The 24,200-nt window shown below is 41.2% G+C and carries 23 protein-coding genes; 6 read left to right on the forward strand and 17 right to left on the reverse strand.

Going from position 1 to position 24,200, the window contains the following annotated elements; translation table 11 throughout:
* The first annotated feature begins 6 nt into the window (after positions 1-6).
* A complete protein-coding gene (locus QQK00_RS05555) occupies positions 7-2,358 on the forward strand; it encodes a penicillin acylase family protein (RefSeq protein WP_284216486.1) in 2,352 nt (783 codons plus the stop codon).
* A gap of 57 nt (positions 2,359-2,415) precedes the next feature.
* Here the strand turns inward: QQK00_RS05555 and QQK00_RS05560 are convergent, their stop codons facing one another.
* The 12 genes from QQK00_RS05560 to QQK00_RS05615 all read right to left on the reverse strand — a co-directional run bounded on the left by QQK00_RS05560 (position 2,416) and on the right by QQK00_RS05615 (position 14,891).
* Entirely contained in the window at positions 2,416-4,794 is a 2,379-nt protein-coding gene (locus QQK00_RS05560) for an alkaline phosphatase D family protein (protein ID WP_284216487.1), read from the reverse strand.
* A gap of 151 nt (positions 4,795-4,945) precedes the next feature.
* The gene (locus tag QQK00_RS05565; protein ID WP_284216488.1) at positions 4,946-5,569 is read right to left on the reverse strand and encodes a hypothetical protein; all 624 of its coding nucleotides are present in this window, start codon (positions 5,567-5,569) and stop codon (positions 4,946-4,948) included.
* Between the two features lie 5 nt (positions 5,570-5,574).
* On the reverse strand, positions 5,575-5,874 hold the full coding sequence (locus tag QQK00_RS05570) for an integration host factor subunit alpha (RefSeq protein ID WP_284216489.1): 300 nt from the start codon (positions 5,872-5,874) through the stop codon (positions 5,575-5,577).
* A gap of 5 nt (positions 5,875-5,879) precedes the next feature.
* On the reverse strand, positions 5,880-8,267 hold the full coding sequence (gene pheT / locus QQK00_RS05575; protein ID WP_284216490.1) for a phenylalanine--tRNA ligase subunit beta: 2,388 nt from the start codon (positions 8,265-8,267) through the stop codon (positions 5,880-5,882).
* A 12-nt stretch (positions 8,268-8,279) separates the two neighbouring features.
* Positions 8,280-9,260, reverse strand: coding sequence for a phenylalanine--tRNA ligase subunit alpha (gene pheS, locus QQK00_RS05580; protein ID WP_284216492.1), 981 nt, complete (start codon positions 9,258-9,260; stop codon positions 8,280-8,282).
* Between the two features lie 240 nt (positions 9,261-9,500).
* Positions 9,501-9,857 carry a 50S ribosomal protein L20 gene (rplT, locus tag QQK00_RS05585; protein ID WP_284216493.1) on the reverse strand — a complete coding sequence of 119 codons (357 nt, stop codon included), beginning with the start codon at positions 9,855-9,857 and terminating at the stop codon, positions 9,501-9,503.
* Positions 9,858-9,880: 23 nt separating this feature from the next.
* Positions 9,881-10,078, reverse strand: a complete 198-nt coding sequence (rpmI, locus tag QQK00_RS05590; RefSeq protein WP_284216494.1) for a 50S ribosomal protein L35 — start codon at positions 10,076-10,078, stop codon at positions 9,881-9,883.
* 106 nt (positions 10,079-10,184) lie between these two features.
* Positions 10,185-10,748 (reverse strand): translation initiation factor IF-3, encoded by a 564-nt coding sequence (gene infC / locus QQK00_RS05595; protein ID WP_284216495.1) that lies wholly within the window; start codon positions 10,746-10,748, stop codon positions 10,185-10,187.
* An 82-nt stretch (positions 10,749-10,830) separates the two neighbouring features.
* Positions 10,831-12,747, reverse strand: coding sequence for a threonine--tRNA ligase (gene thrS / locus QQK00_RS05600; protein ID WP_284216496.1), 1,917 nt, complete (start codon positions 12,745-12,747; stop codon positions 10,831-10,833).
* 264 nt (positions 12,748-13,011) lie between these two features.
* Positions 13,012-13,464 carry a GNAT family N-acetyltransferase gene (locus QQK00_RS05605; RefSeq protein WP_284216497.1) on the reverse strand — a complete coding sequence of 151 codons (453 nt, stop codon included), beginning with the start codon at positions 13,462-13,464 and terminating at the stop codon, positions 13,012-13,014.
* A 79-nt stretch (positions 13,465-13,543) separates the two neighbouring features.
* Positions 13,544-14,380 (reverse strand): helix-turn-helix domain-containing protein, encoded by an 837-nt coding sequence (locus tag QQK00_RS05610; protein WP_284216498.1) that lies wholly within the window; start codon positions 14,378-14,380, stop codon positions 13,544-13,546.
* Positions 14,381-14,504: 124 nt separating this feature from the next.
* Positions 14,505-14,891, reverse strand: a complete 387-nt coding sequence (locus QQK00_RS05615) for a hypothetical protein (RefSeq protein WP_284216499.1) — start codon at positions 14,889-14,891, stop codon at positions 14,505-14,507.
* Between the two features lie 127 nt (positions 14,892-15,018).
* Here QQK00_RS05615 and QQK00_RS05620 point away from each other — a divergent pair, with 127 nt between their 5' ends.
* The gene (locus QQK00_RS05620; RefSeq protein ID WP_284216500.1) at positions 15,019-15,480 is read left to right on the forward strand and encodes a winged helix-turn-helix transcriptional regulator; all 462 of its coding nucleotides are present in this window, start codon (positions 15,019-15,021) and stop codon (positions 15,478-15,480) included.
* Positions 15,481-15,578: 98 nt separating this feature from the next.
* Here QQK00_RS05620 and QQK00_RS05625 read toward each other — a convergent pair whose 3' ends face one another.
* Positions 15,579-16,742 carry an MFS transporter gene (locus QQK00_RS05625; RefSeq protein ID WP_284216501.1) on the reverse strand — a complete coding sequence of 388 codons (1,164 nt, stop codon included), beginning with the start codon at positions 16,740-16,742 and terminating at the stop codon, positions 15,579-15,581.
* Positions 16,743-16,839: 97 nt separating this feature from the next.
* Here QQK00_RS05625 and QQK00_RS05630 point away from each other — a divergent pair, with 97 nt between their 5' ends.
* From QQK00_RS05630 to QQK00_RS05645, 4 genes are all read left to right on the forward strand, one after another.
* Positions 16,840-17,733 (forward strand): LysR family transcriptional regulator, encoded by an 894-nt coding sequence (locus QQK00_RS05630; protein WP_284216502.1) that lies wholly within the window; start codon positions 16,840-16,842, stop codon positions 17,731-17,733.
* A 23-nt stretch (positions 17,734-17,756) separates the two neighbouring features.
* The gene (locus QQK00_RS05635; RefSeq protein WP_284216503.1) at positions 17,757-18,824 is read left to right on the forward strand and encodes a DUF3080 family protein; all 1,068 of its coding nucleotides are present in this window, start codon (positions 17,757-17,759) and stop codon (positions 18,822-18,824) included.
* A 191-nt stretch (positions 18,825-19,015) separates the two neighbouring features.
* Positions 19,016-19,786 (forward strand): class II aldolase/adducin family protein, encoded by a 771-nt coding sequence (locus QQK00_RS05640; RefSeq protein WP_284216504.1) that lies wholly within the window; start codon positions 19,016-19,018, stop codon positions 19,784-19,786.
* A gap of 19 nt (positions 19,787-19,805) precedes the next feature.
* Entirely contained in the window at positions 19,806-20,981 is a 1,176-nt protein-coding gene (locus QQK00_RS05645) for a mandelate racemase/muconate lactonizing enzyme family protein (protein WP_284216505.1), read from the forward strand.
* 153 nt (positions 20,982-21,134) lie between these two features.
* On the opposite strand, the gene QQK00_RS05650 is transcribed toward QQK00_RS05645, so the two are convergent.
* From QQK00_RS05650 to QQK00_RS05665, 4 genes are all read right to left on the reverse strand, one after another.
* The gene (locus QQK00_RS05650) at positions 21,135-22,049 is read right to left on the reverse strand and encodes an amidohydrolase family protein (RefSeq protein WP_284216507.1); all 915 of its coding nucleotides are present in this window, start codon (positions 22,047-22,049) and stop codon (positions 21,135-21,137) included.
* On the reverse strand, positions 22,049-22,822 hold the full coding sequence (locus QQK00_RS05655) for an SDR family NAD(P)-dependent oxidoreductase (RefSeq protein ID WP_284216508.1): 774 nt from the start codon (positions 22,820-22,822) through the stop codon (positions 22,049-22,051). The genes QQK00_RS05650 and QQK00_RS05655 overlap by 1 nt, the downstream gene beginning before the upstream one ends.
* A 94-nt stretch (positions 22,823-22,916) precedes the next feature.
* Positions 22,917-23,375, reverse strand: coding sequence for a hypothetical protein (locus QQK00_RS05660; RefSeq protein ID WP_284216509.1), 459 nt, complete (start codon positions 23,373-23,375; stop codon positions 22,917-22,919).
* Positions 23,376-23,418: 43 nt separating this feature from the next.
* Positions 23,419-24,177, reverse strand: coding sequence for a DeoR/GlpR family transcriptional regulator (locus QQK00_RS05665; protein WP_284216510.1), 759 nt, complete (start codon positions 24,175-24,177; stop codon positions 23,419-23,421).
* Between the last annotated feature and the right edge of the window lie 23 nt (positions 24,178-24,200).

The following is a 24,200-nucleotide window of genomic DNA, read 5'->3' on the forward strand; positions in this document are numbered from 1 at the left end:
ACATAAGTGAAAACAATAAAAATACTTAGCTGGTCGCTAATCATCTTGTTATCTCTTGCTGCATTGGCATCTTTAGGGGCCTACTTAAGCTTGAAATCTAGCTTACCTATATTGGATGGCAAAATACTGAATGCCAATGTGTCTGCTAATACCACGCTACAGCGAGACCGTTTAGGCACAGCTATTATCAACGCACCCAATAAGCTCGACAGCGCATATGCCTTAGGATTTGCCCATGCACAAGATAGATTATTTCAGATGGACTTACTGCGCAAAAATGCTGCAGGGGAATTGTCGTCTATCGTTGGCAGGCGAGCATTAAATGTAGATAAAGCGCATCGCGTTCATCAGTTCAGGCAACGCGCACGAAGTATATTCGAAAAACTACCGGAGCAACAACGTGCCTTGCTCCAGCACTATGCCAATGGCGTAAATGATGCCGTAAAACAGCAAGACGTTTCAGGCTTTGAATATATTCTGACAGGCACAAACTTTACTCAATGGTTACCTGAAGACAGTTTACTTGCCACATTTAGTATGTATATAGATCTTCAACAAGGTCAAATCGAAAGAGATTTTCACTTCACAGGCATCCAACATTTTACAAGTGAAAATTTGCTGTCTTTTTTTACACAAGCGAGTAACTACCAATCAACGATGGACTTCAGCGTCGAAACAAATGCGCCGGCTGAAATCCCTCCCCCACCGCGCATCAACAATGAGTTGGTGACGGCTTACAAAGACCTCATAGAAGTCCCCGATATCGGCAGTAACAATTGGGCGGTTGCGGGTGATTTAGTGGCCAAAGATTTAACGAACAATACGTCAACCACAAGCAACACCAGTGCTATGCTTAGTAACGACATGCATTTAGGTTTACGAGTGCCAGCGCTATGGTATCGCGCTCAACTTAACTATATGCACAACGACAGCAACGTAAGCGTTACTGGTGTTAGCTTACCCGGCACACCTGCGGTAATAGTTGGCAGCAATGGCCACATCGCGTGGGGGTTTACAAACTCGAATGTAGATAATGTGGATTGGATAGCGTTATCTGACAATACTGCAGTACGTCAGCAAACGGAAAGCGTTACCTTGCCCAATGGCGAGATAGAAAAATTTACAATTGCTATCAGTGATTTTGGCCCTGTACGCAACATTGACGGAATAAATTACGCGCTAAAATGGGTAGCACATGAAGATTACGCTATTAATATGTTAGTTGCGGATTTGGCTGAAAAAACGAATATTCATGATGCATTGTCTTTAGCCAAACACATTGCTATTCCAGTGCAGAATATGGCAATCGCCGACAGTATTGGTGAAGTAGCGTGGCAACTAACTGGCGCAATTACATCTCGAACAACGCCGTCTAAAGTAGCGGTTATTGAAGAGAATTTTGACCCTGCATGGAAATTTGCAGAACAAGCACCTGCGAATATCGTTAACCCTGAGCATGGCCGAATATGGAGTGCCAACGCGCGCGTTGTCAGTACAAAAGACTTACCTCGTTATGGTGATGGCGGCTATGCTCTAGGGGCAAGACAGCAGCAAATTGCCGACAAGCTAATGGGTGGAAATAACTTTACTGAAGATGCATTTTATCAACTACAGCTCGACAATCAGGCGCAATTTTTAATGCCTTGGCATCATTTGTTATTGAGTACACTAAAACAGAATCCACAACGCTACGAAAAGGATATTGCGTTACTCGATAGCTGGCAAGCATGTGCTTGCGCTGATTCCATTGGTTACACGCTTGTGAGACGCTTTCGGTCACGCTTCATCAATGAAATATTAAAACCGATAAACGGTGCAATTAAAGCGCAAGATCATGCAAATGTTGTAAAAACACGTTATTTATTGCGCTCAATTGAACCCGCTATCTGGCAATTAATAAACAATCAAGCAAATGATTGGCTTGATGCAAAGTATCCAAATTATGATGAAATGATAAAAAATGTGTATGTTCAAATGAAGCATACACTAATGGCGCAATTTGACGCTACTGAAGAAGATTTATCTGCACTTGCTTGGGGCAACGTAAACGCATTGACGGTTAAACATCCATTGGCATCGTCGCTAGGATTTATTGGAGAGTATTTGAATATGCCAACGGTGCCAAGTTTTGGTGACAGCTATATGCCAGCCGTTCAGTCTCCTGCTTTTGGCGCCTCGCAACGCTTAATAGTACAACCAGGGCATTTAAAAAATGCCATACTTACTATTCCCGGAGGACAATCGATGCACCCGCTGTCACCCTTTTATTTTTCAGGGTTTGACGAATATGCGACACATCAAAAAACGCCTTTATTGCCTCAATCAGTTGAACATACGCTGCAATTCAATAAAAAATAAGCAAGACACCAATTAAGGATGAGGGATAACCGAGGCTACCCCACACTATAACTATAATTAAGCGAGTTGATTCTCACCTTTATTTTCTTTTTGGTGAATAGTCACAGGCCAGCCAGTAAATTGATTGCTTTCTTTGCCGTCTGTTACATCCACTAAAAATTTGTACGCCGACATAGTGTAAGTTAACGCCTTAGTATCGAAGGTAATGAAACCAAACCCACTGCCTTTTTCATGCGCTTTTACATATCTATTCCCAGATTTACCGACATCAGGATTACCAACCGCATATACATAAATGTTATTTCCAAAACTGTCTAGATACTCCCCCGTTTGTGGAATACCATGTTGCGGTCTGTTTTTATGCGCTAAACCGACATCGTCTGGTAGCCACCACCTAGGCCAACCCGCAGATATCGCGGGCGTGCAAAATGCCCAATTGCTATCACGTTGCTTGTTTACCCCGTATTGGGATAATGAGCCAAGGTGAGTATCACCGCAGATGTGTAAAGCCATAGAGGGACGCATGCAATCAATCGCTCTGTTTCTAGCGGAGGCCGGCCATCCGCTGCTATCAAAATCGTATTTTAAGTAACGATCTGGTTGCGGTTGATGAGTAGATATGCCAGCAAATACTGTTTGGCTTAGTACCGCTTTTAACTTGTGTCCTCGCCAATCATCAGACCATTGTTTCAAAAACTGCTCTTGGCGGGCGCCTAGCAGTGCCAAACTATCATTGTCATAGTTGGGGTTCACATAGCTCGGCTCTTCATCCTGCCCCGTTTGCCCGACATCAACATTAATACGTTCAGGGCCGCTTTTCCACTGACGGTCAGCTAAAATAGCAAACCCAACATTTCCATAAACCATATCGCCATAATATGAAGTAATCCCGTTGGTGGGTGTTGGGTCAAAGGCATCAGGGTGGTGGCCAAGGCTGGTTCTGTGTACGGTATTTACGACCCGAGCTGGCTCTATATAGCCACCTAATATAGATGCAGAATAGTCTTTGTTTATATTCTGCATCTTGGCGCCGCCCTCTCCCCATAAGTTGCCTTGCAGCACATCATGGTCGTCGGGCAAGCATATGGTTGGACAATTTCTCATTACTTCTCTGAATGCCCAACCAAATTGATAAAATTTACGTAAGTAATTTAGTATCGCTAAATTTTCAGGCTCTCTAATGTAGCCAAAGCCGCCATGTTGCTCATACAACTGATCACCAGAGAAAAACACAAGGTCAGGATCTAAGTTCTGTACGTTGTCGGCAACAGGTTGATAAGGGTAACCGTAATCGTTTTGACACGTTAGCGCTGCCATACGCAAATCTCTATTTTCAGGGTTAGCCTTTATTACGCCCGCAAAATATGAGGGGGTACTTGACCCATCTGTATGATTTTCGATATAGACTGCCCGATACTTAACATCATATTTTGCTTGCCAATTTGGGATGCGAAATGTGGTCACCCAACCATCGGTATTTAACGCTTGTTCACCAATAGTAAGCCACTGAGAATCTTTATAAATCTGAAGCGTTACGTTTTGATTGTCTTGCTCGCCGATTGGCCCAGTGTAAGCACTTAGTTTCATAACAAAGCCTTCGTCTGAACGAGAGTCGCTTAATGAGTACATTGTCCACAGCAAGGGACCAAAGCGTTGCTCTTCTTTTACTTCAAACGCTTCACCTTGCATACGCCATTGGCTAAAGCGATAACGATTACCTAACTTTTCTTTAGCAGGATGTTGATGCTCAACAGACTCAATAGCGAAGTTACTCACTACAGCAACGTTACCTAGTAGCTCGTCTTCAGACGCTAAATGAGAAATACTCCCAATGCGTATACTATCGATTTGAGCGACTAATGTAATTTGTGACGCACCAAGTTGCGGCTTGGCGCTCAAAAGTAAGGTCACATCTTTATCTTTAACATCATCAGATAACGCTATACTTTTGTTGCCTAAAACTAAGTTCCCGCCTTTTATTCCGGCGTCATACCCTGATTGCACAAAACAATTACTGCGATATTCATTTAATTCGCTTCTCGCGCCTAATCGGAGTCCAGCACCACCGTCATTTTTGCTTGAGCTTAAACGGCGTATTGTAACAGACATAGTAAAAGCTTTATCTATCCTCGTCAGTTGATGAGTTAAGGAATGCACACTGCGATTGCCGCCATTGCTTAAACATTCAGCACCACCATCAATGACACGCCAATCTTCCATCGGATTAGCCCAATACTCACCGCCTAACCACACGCGATCATGCGTTTTAGACCAATTGTCTGTTTTCACTTCCTTTGCATATTTTGCAGAAGAAGTATTTTTAGTAGAGGAATTCTCGGCGTGTAATGGTTGTCTAGCACACCCTACGACACCTGTCGAAACCACACCGGCAGCGACAAATTTCAAAGCATCGCGACGTGAAACTTTTTTACTCATAATCTTCCTATACAGCAGGTATTTACATTGTTGTTTGTATATTGTTAACTAAATGAAACATAGGAGGCAAGCAAGGGCGAGAGATTATGCAATATGGTAAATTTAAAAATAAAATTCTTAAATCTATACACGCAAGTTACACATAAAGTTGCTATTGATTGTGTTGTGACGAATTGTGTTGTGACGAATTGTGTTGTGACATGGCTGCCTGCCATTGGTTCTTCGCTTCAGCCAAAGTATCACCAGTATAGCCGCGCTCTTCCAACGTCACTTTAGTTTGCAAAATGAGTTGGTCACGTTTACGCACTAAGTCACGCCCTTTCTCATGCAATGACTCAAACGCAGGATAAGTGACAAATACTTCGTTTACATCTTCAAAGTTAAAAAATGCCTTATCAAACGCCTCTTGATAATTTATCTTCATTCCCTGAAACTCAAGAAACATCAGCCCTTGCTTACCACTTATTAGCTTTCGTTCAGATGGCACTAAATACACTTCATCTGCGGCAGATAACAAGCGTGTTTGCCACGTTTCTAGTGCAATAATATCTTTTGTTATACTGGCATTGGCTAAACCTTGCCGAACGTCATCAGCTGCAAGCAGCTCACTGAGGCTAAGTAATGGTTGTTGCGCTTCAGTTATCTCAACTGATGTATTTTCAGGTGTATTTACGGCATCAGAACAAGCAACCACAGTAAAAAAAACGCACATAAAAAATGTGCGTTTTACTATTTGAGTAGCGTTGTAGAAAACTGAAACTGTACTAATAAGCATTAATACTAAGCATCTTTCCTAGGGATATTTTCAACTCTTGATTTGAGCTTTTGCCCTGGGCGAAAGGTAACCACTCGCCGAGCTTTAATTGGTATATCTTCACCCGTCTTAGGGTTTCGCCCAGGACGTTCGTTTTTCGTACGTAAATCAAAATTGCCGAAGCCCGATAACTTAACTTGCTCGCCAGACTCTAAGCATTCTTTGATTTCCTCAAAAAACAACTCTACTAAGTCTTTAGCTTCTTTCTTGTTTATGCCAAGTTTATCGAACAAATGTTCGGCCATATCCGCTTTGGTTAATGCCATATTGACTAATCTCTCAATGTTGCACCGAAGTGTTCCTCTAGATGACTAACAACGTTATCGACCGCTTGTTGGATTTCTTCATCTTCAAGAGTACGTTCTTTACTCTGTAACCACAAAGAAATTGCGAGGCTCTTTTTACCCTCAGCAATACCCTTACCTTGGTATACGTCAAATAAGTTTATGTCAACTAATTCTGATATGCCAATTTTTTTTATACTTTTTAGTAGTTTACCGGTTTCAACTGTTTCATCTAGGCTAAATGCAAGGTCTCTTCGGTTCATTGGGAACTTAGATATTTTGCTCGCCCAAGGTAATTTTCGTTGTAAAATTGCATCCAATTTCAATTCAAATGCAAACGTTCTACCGTTAAGGCCTAGTGGTTTTTCTAACTGAGGATGTATCGCACCAAATATTCCAACTTTATTTCCATCTACTAAAATATTCGCACTTTGCCCTGGATGAAAAGCTGACTCCTTTGAGCGCTCAAAGCTAAACTCAACACCGTCACATGCGCTAGCCAGTAATTGTTCAACAACACCTTTTACGTCAAAGAAATCCAACGGTGTATTCGAAATATTCCAATGCTCAGAGTGCGTATTACCAGACAACACACCAGCAATCACTGGGTATTGTGCTACGCCTGCTTTTTCAGTCTCATCCGGTATGAAAACCAAACCAGTTTCGAACATTTTCATGTTCAATTGCTGACGTTTTTGATTGTATGACAAAGCGTGCAGTAGACCCGTCAACAAGCTCACCCGCATTGCCGACATATCCGCAGATATTGGGTGTGGAAGCAGTTTCCCTTCTAGGGCAGGAAAAAGTAAATTCTGCTTTTTAGGATCCACAAATGAATACGTAATAGCTTCATTAAAACCCGCTTGCAAAAGCGTACTTTTAATTGAACTTAGGCTCACATCAGCTTCTTTGTGAGGGATCATATTCAAACTGGCTACAGGTGCTTGAGTTGGAATGCTGTTGTACCCATATACCCTTGCCACTTCTTCAATGAGGTCTTCTTCAATCGCGATGTCAAAACGATAATTCGGCGCACTTACTTGCCATTCATTATTATTAAACGATGGATTTACACCCAAACGAGTAAGAATATCAGTCACACGCTCATTACTTAGGGTGACGCCCAGCACTTTATCTAAACGAGACTTACGCAAGGTGATATCTTCTCGCACCGGTAAGTGGTCAGCAGATACTGCTTCAACAATATTGTGAACTTTACCGCCCACAATGCTCTGCAATAGCGCTGTCGCACGCTCCATTGCTTCACGTTGAAGAGAGAAATCTACGCCACGCTCATAGCGATGGGATGCATCAGTGTGCAAACCGTATTGTCTTGACTTACCTAATATGGCATCAGGTAAGAAAAAGGCAGATTCTAGAAAAACGTGCTTAGTATTTGACGTTACGCCAGAGTGTAGGCCACCGAAGATACCAGCTAAAGCAAGAGGTTTTTCGGCATCAGCGATGAGCAAAGTATCTGTATTCACCGTTACTTCTGTTTCGTCCAACAGAACAAGCTTCTCGCCTTTTTGTGCCATCCGTACAACGATGTCGCCACTTAATGCATCGTTATCAAACGCGTGCATCGGGTGACCCAGTTCCAGCAAGACATAATTGGTTACATCGACAACAGGGTCAATACTGCGGATGCCACTACGACGAAGTTTTTCTTGTAACCACAAAGGGCTACTTTTTGTTAAATCAACACCTTCAATTAACCGCCCTAAATAGCGAGGGCAAGCGTCAGGGTTCTCGAGTGTTATGTTTCGCGTGTCGTTCCCCGCTGTCGCTACGTCAGGAATATTAGGATAAGACACGTCTAATTGATTCAATACGCCTAAATCGCGCGCAACACCTTTAAGTCCAAGGCAATCTGCACGATTCGGTGTTAAATCAATTTCGATGATATTGTCATTTAGTGACAAATAATCTCGGATATCTTCCCCAACCGGCGCATCAAGCGGTAATTCTACAATACCTGAGTGGTCTTCACCCATGCCTAACTCAGAAAAACTGCACAGCATACCAAAAGACGGTTGCCCTCTTAGTTTCGCTTTTTTAATCTTAAAGTTTCCGGGAAGCACAGCGCCAACTTTTGCCACGGCAACCTTTAGCCCTTTACGACAATTGGGCGCACCACAAACAATATCAAGCAGCTCTTCGTCGCCAACATTTACTTTGGTCACTTGTAATTTATCAGCATCAGGGTGTTGGCCACATTCAGTTACTTCGCCAATAACTACACCTGAAAACTCGCCCGCCACTGGCTCAATGCCGTCGACTTCAAGGCCCGCCATACTTAATTGTTCACACAACGCATTTGTATCTAGTGATGGGTTTACCCATTCTCTTAACCAAGATTCACTGAATTTCATCTTTTACTCTGCTTACTTAAACTGCTTGAGGAATCGAACATCGTTTTCGAAAAATGCACGAAGATCATTTACACCGTAACGCAACATAGTCAGGCGCTCTACGCCCATGCCAAATGCAAAGCCCGTATATTTTTCGGGATCAATATTTACTGCGCGTAATACATTTGGATGAACCATTCCACAACCAAGTACTTCTAGCCATTTACCATTTTTACCCATGACGTCAACTTCTGCCGAAGGTTCAGTAAATGGAAAATATGATGGTCTAAAGCGAATCTTTAAATCTTCTTCAAAAAAGTTATGTAAAAAATCGTGCAATATACCTTTCAACTCAGCAAAGCTCACATCAGTGTCTACCATCAAGCCTTCCACTTGATGAAACATTGGCGTATGCGTTTGATCATAATCATTCCGATATACGCGCCCCGGAGAGATAATACGCAATGGCGGTGTTTCTACTTCCATTGTACGAATTTGTACCCCAGAAGTTTGTGTCCGTAACATCACATCAGGACTAAAATAAAAAGTATCATGGTCTGCTCTTGCAGGATGATTTTTTGGAATATTTAAGGCATCAAAATTATGAAAACCATCTTCAACTTCTGGGCCTGATTTAACTTGAAATCCAAGATCAGCAAAATAAGCTTCAATACGTTCAATGGTGCGACTTACCGGATGTAGATTACCAGCCGTAACACATTTACCTGGTAACGTAACATCAACAGCTTCTTGCGCAAGTTTCGCATTGAGCTCAGTTGCTTTAAGCGTATTTAACTTTTCGTTAATTAAACCCTGTACTTGCTGTTTGATTTTGTTGATTGCCTGCCCCGCTTTTGGCCTCTCTTCGGCAGTCAACGCACCTAAACCTTTCATTAGGTCAGTAATTTTACCCTTCTTGCCCATGAAATTTACGCGCACGGCATCAAGCTCATCAGGCGTATTGGCGGTTTCTACCGCCAATTGAGCTTCATTAATTATCGCTTCAAGCTCCATGTGTTCCTCTTTTTTGGGTTTTCAATGTCGTATCAGAAAACCGCGATTTCAAATTAATTCAATAAGCCTCACATTTTACACGCTTTTTTGTAGATTAAGGTAACACTTTTAAGGATTTTTTGAGTTTGAACCGTGGGGGCAGGAATGCAATATAATAAGCAACGAATTTCAAGCAAAAAAAAGACGAGCATCCTGCTCGTCTTTTTCCAAAGAGCTTAAATCTATTTGTTAAACGTTAACTTAAGCTAACGCGCCTTTGGCAGCGTCTGCTAGTGCAGTAAACGCTGCTTTGTCATGTACTGCGATGTCAGCAAGGATCTTACGATCGATTTCAACAGACGCTTTTTTCAAACCGTTGATGAAACGAGAGTAACTGATACCGTTTTGACGTGCCGCAGCATTAATACGTGCAATCCATAATTGACGGAATTGACGCTTACGCTGGCGACGGTCACGATATGCATATTGACCTGCTTTAGTTATTGCTTGAATAGCAACGCGATATACACGACTACGAGCTCCGTAGTAACCTTTAGCTTGCTTTAATACTTTTTTATGACGTGCGCGGGCAATTGTACCGCGTTTTACTCTAGCCATTATTTAGTCTCCTTAAGTACAGGTTATACGTACGGCAACATACGTTGGATAAGTGCGGTATCATTTTCATGAACCAATTTCTTACCACGTAGATGACGTTTACGCTTAGTACTCTTCTTGGTCAAAATGTGACGCAAGTGAGACTGTTTACTCTTAAAACGACCAGAGCCAGTCTTGCGGAAGCGCTTCTGCGCTCCACTAACAGATTTCATTTTAGGCATTGCTAAAACTCCGCATTGTTTAATTAACTGATAGTTGCAGACAAATCAGTTGTTGATATTTACAGCAAGGTGATTGAGGTTGTGCAGACCTTAATACTTTAGACCATTACTGCTTCTTAGTTGGGGCAAGCACCATGATCATCTGTCGACCTTCCACTCTACGAGGGAAAGACTCCACTTGAGCAATTTCTTGTAAATCGTCTTTAACACGATTTAGTAAGTCAATGCCGATGTCTTGGTGAGCCATTTCTCGACCACGAAATCTAATCGTGACCTTGGCTTTATCACCACCTTCGAGAAAGCGACGCAGGTTGCGCAGTTTTACCTGGTAATCGCCTTCATCAGTGCCAGGGCGAAATTTAATCTCCTTGACCTGAATTTGCTTTTGTTTTTTCTTTTGTTCTTTAAGAGCTTTACTCTTTTCAAACACGAACTTCCCGTAGTCCATAATTTTACAGACTGGCGGATTTGCGTTAGGGCTAACTTCTACTAAATCTACCCCGGCAGCTTCTGCAGCTTCAAGAGCTTGTCTAATTGACACAACGCCGGCCTGTTCGCCTTCTGCATCAATTAATCTAACTTCATTAACAGTAATTTCTTCATTAATACGAGCTTTATCGCCCTGTGCTTTATTAGCTCCGCCTTTAATACGCGAGTCCTCCGAGAACATTAAAAAACAGCATAGCCATGTTCATTTTTTGTACGCCATGGCTACACGAACGGCGTTATTATACCGATTCTATTTATTTGTGCTATTGAATTTTTTTAGAATTTATATCTTCTAACAACAGTGTTGTAAATTCATCAACGCTCATTACACCCAAATCTTTACCTTTACGTGTGCGAACCGCTACAGCACCCGATTCTTTCTCTTTTTCACCAATCACAAGCATATAAGGTACTTTCTTTAAGGTGTGCTCACGTATTTTAAAGCCAATTTTCTCATTTCTGACATCACGTTTCACTCGAATACCAGAAGATTTCAATGCAGATTCCACTTCAGATACATATTCCGCTTGGCTATCCGTAATATTTGCAATTACCACTTGTGTTGGCGACAACCACGTAGGGAAAGCGCCTGCAAATTCTTCGGTCAAGATACCAATAAAACGCTCCAAAGACCCTAATATTGCGCGATGGATCATCACCGGCACTTTACGCTCGCCATCTTCATCAACAAACGTAGAACCTAAACGTCCAGGCATTGAAAAATCTAATTGAACGGTACCGCATTGCCAAGCACGGTCTAAACAGTCATATAGGGTAAATTCGATTTTAGGACCGTAAAATGCGCCCTCACCTGGTTGATACTCAAATTCAATATCATTGGCTTTTAACGCATCTGCAAGTGCCTTTTCTGACTTATCCCAAATTTCGTCACTGCCTACACGCTTTTCAGGACGTGTGGATAACTTAACGGCAATTTTGTCGAAGCCGAAAGTACCATAGGTGTCATATACCATTTTGATACACGAACTAACCTCATCGAGGATTTGCTCTTCAGTACAAAAAATATGTGCATCATCTTGCGTAAAGCCTCTCACTCGCATTAAACCATGCAGTGCACCAGAGGGTTCGTTTCTATGACAACAGCCAAACTCTGCCATTTTTAACGGTAAATCACGATAAGACTTTAGTCCTTGATTAAAAATCTGTACGTGTCCAGGGCAGTTCATCGGCTTAATTGCATATTCGCGCTTTTCAGATTCCGTGGTAAACATGTTTTCTGCATATTTATCCCAATGACCAGACTTCTCCCAAAGAGAACGGTCCATCATCAATGGCCCCTTCACTTCATCATAATCATATTCGTGTAATTTACGGCGTATAAAACTTTCAAGCTCGGTGTAGATTGTCCACCCGTCGTTGTGCCAAAACACCATACCTGGCGCTTCTTCTTGCCAATGGAATAAATCTAGCGTCTTACCAATTTTACGGTGATCACGCTTTTCTGCTTCTTCTAAACGATTTAAATACGCTTTGAGTTGTTTTTTATCCGCCCATGCTGTGCCGTATATACGTTGAAGCATCTTGTTATCGCTATTGCCACGCCAATATGCACCGGCCACTTTCATTAATTTGAAGTGTTGGCAAAATTTCATGTTTGGTACATGAGGACCACGGCACATATCAATATATTCTTCATGATGATACAAACCAGGCTTGTCAGACTTCTCGATGTTTTCATCAAGAATTTGCATTTTGTAACTTTCGCCGCGAGATTCAAAGGTATCGCGCGCTTCCTGCCAACTCACGACCTTTTTTATCACTGAGTAGTTTGTCTTAGCAAGCTCTAGCATTCGCTTTTCAATTTTATCAAGATCTTCCTGATTTAGTGGCGTGTCTAAATCAACATCATAATAAAACCCATTGTCGATCACAGGGCCAATCGCCATTTTTACATCAGGGTACAACTGCTTTATTGCATGGCCGACCAAATGCGCACAGCTATGTCTTAAGATTTCTAAACCTGCGTCGTCTTTCGCCGTAATGATTTGTAAATTTGCGTCTTCTTCAATTAAATCGATAGCGTCGACTAACTCGCCATTCACTTTACCAGCAATAGTCGCTTTTGCTAAACCAGGCCCAATGTCCATCGCGACATCTAGGACACTTACTGCATTTTCGAAACTACGTTGACTGCCGTCAGGGAGGGTAACTATGGGCATATTATTCCTTTTCAGTGGTGACGCCTACAATGCGCCACTTGATATATTTATTGTGATCAGTCACTAGAAATTACTAGCATTCGTTTTTATTCATTTTTTTGAGCGCGAAATTATACCGATATGCTTTAGCCACTTGCAAATAAAACATATCCAAATTTTCCAATTGTTCTTTTAACTTCATCGAAACGCCCTGAGAAAGCAGTTTATTCAACGATATAAGCATAGCTACGTCGCTTTTACCTAACTTAGGGCGCACGCCAATAATTAGCTAATTGAACCTTTACCGTCGTTCAGTATCAATCGCAGTACTTGTTGATTGGTAGGTGGGTGTAGTTTTTCTTCAGAAAATGTAAAGCCATGCGCCGCGTAAAAGTGGCGGCCTATTTTGTTTGATTTAAACACCTCAACTTCTAAACTTCCGTGAAGCTTTTTGGCTTTATCCATCAGCGCTCCCCCAATTCCCTTGCCATGGTCATTCGGCTGTACAAATAGTGCAGCGACTTCGCTCCCGATTAAACTGATAAAACCATTAACGCCGCTCGTTGTTTCTGACACCCATGTATTGGTTTTTGGTAAATATATTTCAGCAATATTCTTTCGCTCTTGCGCTATGAATGCGTCAGTCATGAATGCATGTGCTAAACGCGTCGCTCGGTCCCACGTATTAAGTACATCGTCTAAATCTGCTGGTTGATATTGCCTTATTTTGTATTTCATTCGTGTTTTACGTCTCCAATCAAAAGAGAATGCAGTTTACATATATCATTCAGCGAAAGATTGAAGAAAAACGACAAGATTAGGTAAATTCAAAACTCCCATACACATCAATGGTTAAATCTCTTTTTAACGCATACTCGCGGGGTGTTTCATTAATACAAGATTTAAGGTACCTAATAAGATGAGGTTGATCACTAAATTCATAGTCGGCGGCCAGCGTCCGCCAATCGATATGCTTACTATCCTGCTTATATAAGCGGCTCAGCAAATTTTCTAACCGGAACATCGATTTACACTGTTTCAAAGTCAAACCTGTCGTCCTCAAGAAACTGCGCTCAACCGTGCGCTGGGCACAGTGCAATTTATCACCTAAGGCAGCAATTGACGTTGTACATAATAAAGGTAACACCTTGCGCGTTAATTCGCTGTGTCTGTCTTCTGACACTTTTGATACGCAGGGAGTCAATATTTGATCTAGCAAGTCACGGGTTGCTACCTTCTCTTCCGCTGAGGCACTCAAGAGCCTTTCAACGACCGCATGCTTTTTACCCAATAATTTGCCGAAATCAATCGCTTGGATTGTATCTATATCAAATAAGGAGTTTAAATGTTCAAGAGAATAAAACGCACCAACCTTAAACTTGATACCCAAGATTCTGAAAGGTTTTTGATGGTCCATAACAAAAGCGTTACGGTGTGGGAATATCAAATGACTTCCGCACCCACTATAAAGGTTAGTTTCAGTCTCATAGTGAAAATAATGTTTATTGTCCGCAACAATCAAATGGGTTGCAGGGTCTGGATATAGTTTAGGCCAACTATGCCCTGAATCGCTTGATTCTTTTTCCAAAAACCAATACCACTGCACATATTTAGCAAGCTCGGTATCTTTTGGTGCGAGCTTCCAGTTTTTCATCATCCCGCCTTATCAACTGATTATTGATACCGCATCACAATAACTCAACCAAATATATGTTAAACATGTCAACTTAACAACGTGAGTTTATGAGCCTTATTACCGATTTTTTTGCTATTTCTATCTAGAATATTGGGGTGACGACAGCGTCAGAAAAAACCATTGAAAATAGAAGCAATATCGTAATGAATCCAAAAAAAGATGCTAGTACCATGCTCTGCTTACCCTTTCCTAAATGAAACAATAATGTACTACCGCCTAAATTAGACACTAACCCCATCATAGCAATACCCCACGAAAAATGCCCCTGCTGGGCCAGTGGTATTGCACTTCCATATGCGACTAACAAGGCCATAATTGCCACCCCATAAAGCCGATAAAATAATACATTTTCATGAGTGCTACGGGTAATAATTTGCAATCTATCTTTCGACAACAATAAAAAGGGGATTCCGACAAATACAAGCGACACTAAGATTTTCAATAATAATAAAGCAGTAAAGTACGTCATTCATTTGTCCTTAAGAATTCGGGTAAATGTTCAGGTTCAATTATAAATATATAAAAACAACCTAAGTATCAATTTAGAACCTAGGTATATTTGCACGATCAAATACCTTATGTCAAACTCGCTTTATATGAAGAATAAAAACATACGGAAAAATTCCCCCGTACCACTCAAAGAATGCGGCGTATTTTCTGCCGCCGATTTAGTTGGCGACAAGTGGACACTATTAATACTTAGGGAAGCATTTTATGGCATCGTCAGGTTTGACGATATTCGAGTTGATCTAAATATCCCCCGCTCAGTGCTGACTAATAGATTAAAAAAACTTGTGGCGAACAATATTATGTATCGCGAACCTTATCGCGAAGACAACAGCCGGACGCGATATTTATACATGCTAACGCCACAAGGTGCCTCGTTAGCGCCTGTCATTATTGCCCTAATGCAATGGGGAGATCATTACATAAAGAAGGGAAACTCTCCTCTCACACTATTACACAAAGAAAGTGGCGAACAACTAAAAGTGGCTATTGTGCGTGAGAACGCAGAAGATGTTTCGCTGACAGACATTTCTATCAACATTAACGAATAACATCCAGACCATGCATATTCAAAACTGATTTGGACGTTTCTTGGGTATTTAAAGATCGAAACATGCTAGCTTAGTCAAAAGTGATGTTGAGGCAAGCGTTACCCATTTTGGCGACGAAAAACGCAGACCGCACACAAAAGTGCCATAAACAAAAGTAGCATCAAACATTTAAACGCCGTTAGTAAGCTAGTTTGATGAGATAACTCTCCAATGAAAGCTGGCCCTGCTAACACACCGAAATATGCAACAGACGAAACAATGGGCACCGCTTGCGCAGTCTCAATCACACGTTGCTTCGCTATTGCTGAAAACATGATAGGGACAATGTTGGCGCAACCGATACCCAATAGCGCATATCCAGCGATAACCCCTATTGGCTTATCAAAAGCTGTTATCATGAATACACTAACAATTGCCAATATCGTTCCCGCTACTACCATCGCTCGTTCGCCCAGACGTTCTATTAAGCGATCACCAGAAAATCGCATAATTGTCATTGATACAGAAAACGCCGCAAAGCCTATACCTGCCAATTTAACAGGAAAATCTAAATACTCTTGTAAAAATATCGCGCTCCAATCCAATACCGTGCCTTCGACAAGAAACAGTAAAAAGCAAACAGACCCAATCAACAAAAGGTAAGATGTTGGCATCCTCCATGCTTTTTTCCGCAATACGCCGTCCTCATTCTGAATCGAATAACTGACTAAATAGCAAACAAATATCGAAATTACAGCAAACCCTAACACAATAAAGATGAGTGGAAAACCGACAAACATTAGGCTCACAAGGCAAGCACTACCAACAATCCCTCCTGCGCTATAGCAACCATGAAAACCTGACATGACTTTAGTACCCAGTTTACGCTCCACAATAATCGCGTGCATATTCATAACACAATCTGTTGCGCCAATACTCATACCAAATAAACAAGCGAGTACAAATAATTGAATTTGATTTTGGCTCATCAATGTAAGAGTTAGGCTTATCACCATTAATATACAGCTAGTAGTTAATACCCTTCGACAACCAACATTTTGCACTAAACGTCCAGATAGCGGCATTGCCACCATCGCGCCAACCCCCAAGGTAAGCAATAACAAGCCAACTTGACGTTCATCCAGTGCAAACTTGCTTTTAATTGACAAGATAGCCACTGCCCAAAAAGCAGCCGCCGCACCTGCCATTAAGAAAAACGCACGCGTGGCCCAAAGCATTGCGCTTCCATCATTAAGGTACTGCTTCGCACTCAAAACTCTCATTGATCTATTCCTAAACATAAAAAATACTTTCAGTACTTTACATACAAAAATAAAACGATAAATTAGATATAATCTATATATAAATCGAATTTTTAAAATGAAAGCATACGCACACTACCCGTATTTTTTAACTGTATGCAAGTGTAAGAGTTTTTCAGCAGCAGCTGAACAGCTAGGTATGGCGCAGTCGAGTATCAGCTATCAAATCAATCGTTTGGAGGATTTGCTGGAAACTAAATTATTAGTAAGGACTCAAGGCACAAAAATACAACTCACTCCAAACGGGCAATTGCTATTTAATGAGTTACTGAAGACTGACAGGTTATTGCAAGATGTCGTCAGCCATATTTCACCGAAAATGGGAAATAAGCGAATTACTATTTCCGCGCCCGTGGATATTGGCACTTACTTGTTAGCGCCCCTTATAAATCAAATGTCAAATAAAATACCGACGTTTGAGCTAACACTAGATGATGCTAGTCACGATTTATATCATGAGAACGTAGATCTGGCCATTAGGCGGAGAAGCGAAAAACGTTGCGCATTAGAATACCTTCCGCTCTTTTCCGCATCAAACGTATTGGTCACTAGTCGCAACTTCATTCAAAAATACGGACAGCCAAATTCACTAAGAGAATTATTAACACTACCGATTATTGTTAGGAATGCCAAAAGCAGTCAAACATGGCAATATTTTTTAAAAGACACGGCGTGCACGTTTGCACAATTTACCAACTTGCAATGTGTATCCAATACCATCGCCATTGCACATGCGATCTCGGCAGGAAACGGCATAGGAATTATTCCTTCATACTTAATGAAAGAACATAATTTTATTCCCATTGAGTTAAATGATGCCCCAACATATGCACCAGTAAACTATTTTGATATTGTTCATGTCGATACATTTTTAACCAGACAATGGGCTGACCAACTAAAATCTACCTTATATGCAGCCTATCATTCAGACACCAATATTGACTTCATTTGAAAACTTTTATCGAAGTATTTCGTATGAAAAGAACAATATTTAGCGCTTTTCATGCAATGCAAACACCCTATCAAATTAAAAATTTGTACCTACGAATCAATCACTTGAAAGATGTATTTGCTATTCTTACGATGTCGATTATTGTCAGTGCATGCAACGAAAACCAACAAATTCGGCATGATTTAGAAGCACTACATGAACGTTTAATAGACTTTACAGATATTTCTGCACCGGTACTAGATGCAACAGTGCAGCTAGATGCGCCAAGGAAGTCGTCACTGCGCCTTACTACGACTGACATTCAAATAAACTTAAGAGAATTTTATGCCTTGAAAGCATGCCCGTTGAGCAAAACAATTGCTGAACGAAATACTTCATTAGGAAAAACACAGTTACCGTCTATTCGCTATGCCTACGAAAAATCACTTATTAGTGCATTGCAAAACTGCATGGACATACTGCCTGACGACAATCAGATGAAACTCAAATTAAACAATTGGTTGACGCAAAAAAAGCAAGCACTGCCAATTGTGTGGGCAAATATGATTACTCAAAGTAATGAAACGTACAATGCGTTTGCGATATCAGCTGATTTTATTTCGGGGACAAATAGTGACCAATTTCATGCGTCAAGGCTAGCGCTGAATTACATAGTAAATAGCAATGAAACAACAACATTAGAATCGCACTTAAAAACCTTACAAGAAAGCCGACTTTTCGCTCGAATGTGGCGAACACAATGGCTTATAAGTCAATATCTTACACAAATGTCACCCTTATTGACTACTTACCTTGAACAAAATACATGCAATACAAAACAAGAGAAAGAAAGTGTAAAAATTATGCAAAATATCTTTCGTCTGTTTTTTGCAGAAAAAATTCAACCCGTCACGAGTGAACTCAATAACTACCACTACCAACTTTCCCCTTTGTTTGCTGAACTTAGTCATCGACTCTCAAATATAGACGACAAAACCGTCGCGTTTGCGATGTTTATTAAAAACCAATACGAACTAGGCCATACCGAATATAAAGCAAGTATTCAACAGTATGTGCAACTTTGGCAACGTGTGTTTATACACTGTACATAGTTAAGAAAGCAGTAACGACGGTTTATAGAATTGTGCTAAATTAAATTTGAGTTCAAAATAAGCTTGAATGCTCTCCCCTCCTGAATAAGAATATGCTGGACGTTTCCTATGTGAAACATATATGTCTTATTGTAAATGAAAATATTTGGCACTGAGTTAGAAGAAACAAGAAAATTACAGGCAAGGCTAACATGTACGATATTCCTCGCGTAAGTTTAAAAGGTAAAGTTTCAGAACAAGAATGGTTAACTCGAAAAGAATTGGCTGCCTGCTATCGGCTGCTAGTTATGCATGGTTGGGATGATTTGATCCATACACACGTATCCGCGAGGATCCCTGGTACTGATGATTTATTGATTAACGCGTTTGGATTAACATTTGAAGAAGTAACAGCCTCAAACTTAGTAAAGATTGATGTTGAAGGTAATATTTTGGACAAAGATAGTCCTTTCGATATAAATCCAGCAGGGTTTACTATTCATAGCGCAGTACACAAGGCAAGACATGAAGATCAATGCGCGATGCATTTACACCACCCTGATGCAATTGCAGTAGCGAGCCTTGAACACGGTTTACGCCCTTACTCACAGTATGCGGCCTTTGCACTTGCAAGTATTTCGTATCATGGTTACGAAGGCTTAGCAGTAGAACATGATGAAATAGCTCGCCTACAAGCCGATTTGGGCAACGCGAATTTTATGTTGCTACGTAATCATGGCGCACTCACCATGGGTTTGACCATTGGTGATGCGTTTATGCACATGTACGATTTGATTCGCGCTTGTGAGATTCAAGTAAAATTACTCAATTCAAATGAAAACATCATTGAAGTAGAGCAATCCGTAATCGACGGTATTAAAGCACAGGCGTCAGTTGTCCATACTGGCATGACAGGTGGTCAAAAAACATGGCCTGCAATGGTGCGTCGCGTTAAACGTGTGTACCCAGATTTTGATGATTGAACATAAATAAGTAGAAAAAATGAAAATTACCCAAGTAGAAATTTTTGATATTCACTGTCCAGAGCGCCCACCTTGGAACCCAATATTTGTTCGCATATATACTGACGAAGGGATTACTGGCGTTGGCGAGGCTGGTTTAGCTTACGACTGGGGTCACAGCGCCGCCGCGGCAATGATTAAAGAAATAGCAGAAGCAGTTTTGATTGGCTTTGACCCATTTAAAACAGAATTGCTTTGGTCTCGCATGTTGCGCGAAAGTTTTTGGGGGCTTGGTGGCGGACCAGTTCTATATGCAGCGATGAGCGCAATTGACACCGCCCTATGGGACATTAAAGGGAAAGCCTTGAACGTGCCGGTATATCAATTGCTTGGCGGTAAAACAAATGACAATTTGCGTACGTATGCGAGTCAATTACAGTTTGACTGGAGCCAAGACTGCATAAAAATGCTTACGCCAGATGATTACGCCCGTGCCGCTGAAAAAGCGATGGCCGAAGGCTATGACGCGGTAAAGGTGGATCCGATCGTTTATGACGAAAATGGAGATTCTAGCTTCGATCGTACTAAACTATTTACACCGAAACAAATGAAGCTCTTCGGTGATCGCTTAAGAGCAATACGCGAAACTGTGGGTGAGGAGGTGGATATTATCTTTGAAGCACATTCGTTAATGGGCTGTGCGTCAGCGATTCAAATGGGCGCGATCGTTGAAGAAGTAAACTGCATGATGTTTGAAGAGCCAGTCAATTACTTGAACTCCGCCGTGCATAAGAAAGTTGCAGACAACTTACGCGTGCCCATTGCGGGTGGTGAAAGACTATATCACCGATGGGATTGTCGCCCGTATTTTGAAGATCAGAGCATTGATGTACTGCAACCTGATGTCGGCTTGTCTGGCGGATTTACGGAAGCTAAGAAAGTCTGCGATTATGCTGATGTATACGATATTCGTGTTCAGGCACATGTATGCGGAGGGCCAGTGGCTACCGCTGCTGCTCTGCAACTAGAGGCCGCTATTCCCAATTTTTTAATTCACGAACACCATACCTATGCCATCAAGCATTGGAATAGAGAGCTATGCAAACAGGACTACCAGCCGGAAAACGGTGTGTTTAAGGTGCCAGATTTACCTGGTATTGGTATTGAATTAAACGATGACGTCGTTAATCGTTCACCCAAAGTCATCGTAAAATAGACCTTACACATGTATTGCTTAATGATGACTGAGTATTTAGATGATATTGAAAGCTCAGTCTCATTATTTTAGACGGCAACACCATTTAAATAATAACACCATTTAAATAATAACACCATTTAAACAATAACGTTATTTAGACAACACCTCCATTTAGCCAAAATAACAGCGCTTGGCAGTATCATGAATCAACGTGGAGCGCTTCAGTCCCATCGAATCAATGGCCTCTATCACCAGTTGCCAATAGCTTGAATACGTGGCACTAAATAGCGTTAAGGGAAAGTTTGAAGCAAACATGACATTTCCTTCGCCAGCGACGTTTAGTGTGTCATCAAGGCTTCGCTTTACATGATCAATAGTATAATTTCTATCTTGCATTTCGAAACCCGACACCTTCACGTAAGCATTGTTGAGTTCACACAGATGCCGCATGTTTTGACACCAAGCGTCCAGCTCTTTTGTCGATATGCGGTTATGCGCGCCATTAAAGCCACCGGCATGATTTACGCTTAAACGCAGACTTGGATATTTTTCTAACACTTTCATCAACGCGCTAAAATCGTTTGAATTCGCCATATTCATTTGAAGCTCAAACAGTAAACCTAGCTCGTCCAATAGACTAAAATTTTCGTCCGTGTTGTCTGAACTTAAAATGTTACATGTCTCGTCATCAAATATGTGTCGAATACCCGTTATTGGTTTTGCACAAAACGCATTACGCTCCTGCTGAGGGGCGTCATTCAGCGCCAATGCGAGCATCAAAGATTGTCTAAAGCGCTCTGGGGACACCCTTAAATCTGCGAAAATCATAGCTGTCATAGGAAGTGTTGCTTTCTCAAGCCAATATTCTGCTTCCTTAAGGCTATTTTCGTTATCGAACCCAGCTTCTACATGCACATACGCACTAAGATTTAGCGGCGCATTCACAGATAAGTCTGATTCACAATAATCGTTGTGAATCAGATTTTTGTCTTTCCAGAAAGGTGGGTTGTCCGGTTTTAGCCAAGCGTATTCACCTGTTGCTAATGCAAAAAAGTGGACATGAGGGTCAATGAAATCAATCGTCATCAGCGTGCAGTATAGCCGCCATCAATAATCTGTAAGCTTCCAGTAATAAAGCCACTACTCTTCTTTGCCAAAAAGCTAACGTATTCAGCAACTTCCTCGGATAAACCGACACGCCCGACGGGTTGCAGCTGTGCTTCTTCAATATGCACCTCTTCAACGTCACGTCCAGATCTATCACAATAATTCTGAATCGCGCGACGATAAAGCGGCGTGTCGATTGTACCAGGACATACTGCGTTTGCTGTAATACCGTAATCAGCATAATCTAGCGCAGTTGTCTTAGCGATTGACGCCAGCGCATGTTTAGTTAGATTGTAAGCGAAGGAATTGGTCTTACCAACAATGGCTTGGTCAGACGCGACTAAAATAATACGACCAAAATTATTTGACTTCATCGATGGTAAACTAGATTGAATCGCTGAAACCGCACCTTTAACATTCAAGTTAAACAAGGCTAACAATTCTTCTTCACTCGTGTTTTCAATAGTCGCAGATAAATGCTTGCCCGCATTGCAAACAAGCACCTCGATCTCATGTTCTGATGAAATACTCTCAATAGCGGACTTTACAGCAGCATAGTTACTCACATCACATTGAACATGATGATATTGACGACTAGCATCGTTTTCGACTTGAACAGATGCATCACAATTGTGAACAGTCCCAGCCACTATATCTAGATTAAAAACTCTATAACCCAGCGCTAAAAACTTTTGGACAATAGCAGCACCAATTCCGGAGCTGCCGCCAGTGATTACCATCGATGTCGTCATCTACACTTTGTATTCTGTCTTTAATAAATCTACCTAAAATTTATCATATAACAAACACTAAGCATATAAGCGTTGCGACAAAACTACGTCAAGCTTACTGGATATAGCAGTTTAATTTTGCTTTTTGGTATTCATTCAGTTTTAGACCCATGGTGGTTTTACGCCAAATGAGTTCTTCAATGCTTAAGTCTGGGTTGCCATGCACCAAATAATCGATTTCATTCTGATAAATTTCGGCACCAAAGCTGCTACCCATATCATCAATATCATAAACGCCCGCAAGAATTGTATATGCATCATTCGCATATTCTTTAACGTAACGTTCGAGCAAGGATTTACTCAGAAATGGATAATCGTGAACAAGTTGTTCATATAAGGAATTGGCCGTATTAATACTACTATTTAACTCTACTGTTTCAACTTGCTCGTAATGCATTTCGATTCCCCTGTGTCGAAAAGACAACGCTTGAGGTAAGCACACACACATACCTAAGCAACCCGTTAACGACATATTAACATTCGAATTCGAACTTTCAAGCTCTTTTTCGAACATTTTCGAACATTTCTTAAAAATAATGTTCGTAAAAACCTAAAAATCAGACAATATGCAAATTTACTTCACTTGCTTTTAGTAGTTCAGAAATGGAGTGCGGTGGTTGAGTATCTGTAACAAAGTCATGTGCTTGGTTGATATTGCCTAATTTTACCATGGCAAATCGCCCAAACTTAGAACCGTCAGCGCCTAAAATTACACGTCGAGAATTGCGAATAATGGATTGAGCAACCCTAACTTCTCGAAAATCAAAGTCAAGTAAAGAACCATCCTCATCTATCCCGCTGATACCAATAATACCAAAATCCATTTTAAACTGACTGATAAAGTCTTCTGTCGCTTCGCCGATTATGCCGCCGTCTCTATGACGTACTTCACCTGCTGCAATTAACACCGTAAAGTCTTCTTTTACCGCTAAGATTGAAGCGACATGCAGGTTATTGGTAACGACGCGCAAATTTTGATGTTGCAATAAGGCCCGAGCCACGGTTTCCGTTGTAGTACCGATATTGATAAACACAGAAGAACCATCGGGGATCATAGTGGCAACATGTGCAGCAATTTTTTCTTTTGCTACTGAATCCATAATTTTGCGTTTAGTATATTCGGTATTTGTCACACTAGACACTGTGCCTGCGCCACCATGATGGCGACGCACTTTATTTTCGTTGGCTAGCTGATTTAGGTCTCGCCGAATAGTCTGAGGAGTAACATTAAAATGCGCAACAAGATCGTCTATTGAGACAAAACCTTTGTCCTTTACCAGTGTTAAAATGCCATCCTGTCGTCTTTCTTGCGCCATAAAAGTTCTAAAATGTTCGTTTT

The organism is Agaribacter marinus, assembly GCF_030160655.1.
GTDB classification, from domain to species: Bacteria; Pseudomonadota; Gammaproteobacteria; order Enterobacterales; family Alteromonadaceae; genus Glaciecola; species Glaciecola marina.

Bases quoted from the DNA above. Each gene is read 5' to 3' on its own strand.
- thrS (WP_284216496.1), bottom strand. From the start codon at position 12,747: ATGCCCATAGTTACCCTCCCTGACGGCAGTCAACGTAGTTTCGAAAAT.
- rpmI (WP_284216494.1), bottom strand. From the start codon at position 10,078: ATGCCTAAAATGAAATCTGTTAGTGGAGCGCAGAAGCGCTTCCGCAAG.
- QQK00_RS05635 (WP_284216503.1), top strand. From the start codon at position 17,757: ATGAAAAGAACAATATTTAGCGCTTTTCATGCAATGCAAACACCCTAT.
- infC (WP_284216495.1), bottom strand. From the start codon at position 10,748: ATGTTCTCGGAGGACTCGCGTATTAAAGGCGGAGCTAATAAAGCACAG.
- QQK00_RS05650 (WP_284216507.1), bottom strand. From the start codon at position 22,049: ATGACGATTGATTTCATTGACCCTCATGTCCACTTTTTTGCATTAGCA.
- QQK00_RS05665 (WP_284216510.1), bottom strand. From the start codon at position 24,177: ATGGCGCAAGAAAGACGACAGGATGGCATTTTAACACTGGTAAAGGAC.
- pheS (WP_284216492.1), bottom strand. From the start codon at position 9,260: ATGGAGCTTGAAGCGATAATTAATGAAGCTCAATTGGCGGTAGAAACC.
- QQK00_RS05560 (WP_284216487.1), bottom strand. From the start codon at position 4,794: ATGAGTAAAAAAGTTTCACGTCGCGATGCTTTGAAATTTGTCGCTGCC.
- QQK00_RS05625 (WP_284216501.1), bottom strand. From the start codon at position 16,742: ATGAGAGTTTTGAGTGCGAAGCAGTACCTTAATGATGGAAGCGCAATG.
- QQK00_RS05570 (WP_284216489.1), bottom strand. From the start codon at position 5,874: ATGGCATTAACCAAAGCGGATATGGCCGAACATTTGTTCGATAAACTT.
- QQK00_RS05655 (WP_284216508.1), bottom strand. From the start codon at position 22,822: ATGACGACATCGATGGTAATCACTGGCGGCAGCTCCGGAATTGGTGCT.
- QQK00_RS05640 (WP_284216504.1), top strand. From the start codon at position 19,016: ATGTACGATATTCCTCGCGTAAGTTTAAAAGGTAAAGTTTCAGAACAA.
- QQK00_RS05620 (WP_284216500.1), top strand. From the start codon at position 15,019: ATGAAGAATAAAAACATACGGAAAAATTCCCCCGTACCACTCAAAGAA.
- QQK00_RS05645 (WP_284216505.1), top strand. From the start codon at position 19,806: ATGAAAATTACCCAAGTAGAAATTTTTGATATTCACTGTCCAGAGCGC.
- rplT (WP_284216493.1), bottom strand. From the start codon at position 9,857: ATGGCTAGAGTAAAACGCGGTACAATTGCCCGCGCACGTCATAAAAAA.
- QQK00_RS05610 (WP_284216498.1), bottom strand. From the start codon at position 14,380: ATGAAAAACTGGAAGCTCGCACCAAAAGATACCGAGCTTGCTAAATAT.
- QQK00_RS05605 (WP_284216497.1), bottom strand. From the start codon at position 13,464: ATGAAATACAAAATAAGGCAATATCAACCAGCAGATTTAGACGATGTA.
- QQK00_RS05660 (WP_284216509.1), bottom strand. From the start codon at position 23,375: ATGTTCGAAAAAGAGCTTGAAAGTTCGAATTCGAATGTTAATATGTCG.
- QQK00_RS05630 (WP_284216502.1), top strand. From the start codon at position 16,840: ATGAAAGCATACGCACACTACCCGTATTTTTTAACTGTATGCAAGTGT.
- pheT (WP_284216490.1), bottom strand. From the start codon at position 8,267: ATGAAATTCAGTGAATCTTGGTTAAGAGAATGGGTAAACCCATCACTA.
- QQK00_RS05565 (WP_284216488.1), bottom strand. From the start codon at position 5,569: ATGCTTATTAGTACAGTTTCAGTTTTCTACAACGCTACTCAAATAGTA.
- QQK00_RS05615 (WP_284216499.1), bottom strand. From the start codon at position 14,891: ATGACGTACTTTACTGCTTTATTATTATTGAAAATCTTAGTGTCGCTT.